The organism is Arthrobacter sp. HMWF013, from assembly GCF_003061105.1.
In the GTDB taxonomy this organism is placed as follows: Bacteria; Actinomycetota; Actinomycetes; order Actinomycetales; family Micrococcaceae; genus Arthrobacter.
This window is the reverse complement of record NZ_QAIQ01000542.1, coordinates 1-1,866: the sequence shown is the minus strand read 5'-3', so window position 1 is coordinate 1,866 and position 1,866 is coordinate 1. Positions and strand designations below refer to the sequence as shown.

2 protein-coding genes and 1 pseudogene are annotated in these 1,866 nt (G+C 66.1%); all 3 read left to right on the top strand.

Going from position 1 to position 1,866, the window contains the following annotated elements; translation table 11 throughout:
• Positions 1-479 (top strand): shikimate kinase (locus DBR22_RS18675; protein WP_108600236.1); only part of this gene is annotated, 479 nt, incomplete at its 5' end.
• Positions 476-1,567: a 3-dehydroquinate synthase gene (gene aroB / locus DBR22_RS18670; protein ID WP_108600235.1), complete on the top strand. Its 1,092-nt coding sequence runs from the start codon at positions 476-478 to the stop codon at positions 1,565-1,567. The genes DBR22_RS18675 and aroB, both read left to right, overlap by 4 nt.
• Positions 1,567-1,866, top strand: a pseudogene (locus DBR22_RS18665) (tetratricopeptide repeat protein); the annotation flags it as partial. The gene aroB and the pseudogene DBR22_RS18665, both read left to right, overlap by 1 nt.

Genomic DNA, 1,866 nt, shown 5'->3' with positions numbered 1-1,866 from the left:
AACTTGCCCAGCTACTGCACGTACCTTTTGTGGACACGGACGTCCTCGTCGTTGAGGCCCATGGCAGCATTGCCAGCATCTTCGCGGGCCGCGGTGAGCATGCCTTCCGGGAAATCGAGGCCCGGACCGTGGCCTCGGCCGTGGAGCACGCGGAAGGTACGGGCTCCGTTATTTCGCTCGGCGGCGGAGCGGTTCTGGATTCCGGAACGCAGCAGCTCCTGGCCCGCTGCACCGTGGTGTACCTCGAATGCGATGAGGAAACCGTGGCCAGCCGGATCGCCCGGAACTCCGGCAGGCCCCTGCTCGCCGGGGACGGAATGGCCCGCTGGTCCGCACTATTTGCCACCCGAAAGCCCGTTTACGAACGGCTGGCCGACGTCGTGATAGACGTCCGCCACGGCTCGGTCACCGAGCTGGGACACCGGCTGCAGGTTGCGCTCAGCGACTACGCAGCCGCCAAACAGGAAGTTGAACAGTGAGCGTCGATTCAACAATCATCAAGGTCACCGGCGAGACCGCTGGGCAGAACTACGACGTCGTAGTGGGCCGCGGACTGCTTGGCAGCCTTCCGGAACTGCTGGGGGAACGGGTCCGCAGGGTCCTGGTCATCCACCCCCGGGCCCTGCGCCTGACAGGTGACACCGTCCGGGACGAGCTGGCCGCCGCCGGATTCACGGCCCTGACCGCAGAAATTCCCGATGCCGAGGAAGGCAAGCACATCCAGGTTGCCGCGTTCTGCTGGCAGGTCCTGGGCCAGAATGACTTCACCCGCTCGGACGCCATCGTCGCTGTGGGCGGCGGTGCCGTCACGGACCTCGCGGGGTTTGTGGCGGCAACCTGGCTCCGCGGAGTGAAAGTCATCCACATGCCCACCAGCCTGCTGGGCATGGTGGACGCTTCCGTAGGCGGCAAAACCGGCATCAACACGGCCGAAGGCAAGAACCTGGTGGGTTCATTCCACCCACCCGCCGGAGTGCTGGTCGATCTGGACACACTCAAAACGCTGCCCCGCAATGAGATCATCTCCGGCATGGCCGAGGTCATCAAGTGCGGTTTCATCGCGGATCCGGCCATCCTGGAACTGGTGGAACGCGATCCTGCCGCGGCGACAGACCCGGGATCGGACGCCCTGCGGGAGCTGATCGAACGCGCCATTACGGTCAAGGCCACAGTGGTTTCCGAGGACCTCAAGGAATCCGGGCTCCGCGAGATCCTGAACTACGGCCACACCCTGGGCCACGCCATCGAGCTCGTGGAGCGCTACTCCTGGCGCCATGGTGCCGCGGTGTCAGTGGGCATGATGTTCGCAGCGGAGCTTGCCCGCAGTGTGGGACGGCTCAGCGATGCCGACGCCGACCGCCACCGGAGCATCCTGGACACCCTGGGGCTCCCGGTCACCTACCGGCGGGACCGCTGGCAGGGTCTGCTGGACGGCATGCGCCGGGACAAGAAGTCCCGCGGTGACCTGCTGCGCTTCGTGGTCCTGGACGGCATCGCCAAACCGGGCATCCTTGATGTCCCGGACACGTCGCTGCTTTTCGCGGCCTACCAGGAAATCGCCTCCTGATGCAGGGCGACCTCGCAGGCACCGGCGACTGGCCTGAGGCAGGCTTCCCCGGCATCAGGATCAACCCGTTGTCCTTGTTGCCGGAGATCGTCAACGAGGATGCCTGCGAGGCTGCGCTGACGGCATCCACCGATCCCGCGGACCGCGTTTTCGTCCTGATCGCCGAAGGGCGCCCGTCCGAAGCGGCCGAGCTGCTCGCAGAGGCCCGCTTCAAGGATCCGGAGTCTTTCCAGCTGCGCGCCTGCGAGGCCGAGCTGTTGCGGATCACCCACCGCACCGACCGCGCGGTGGACCTGTTC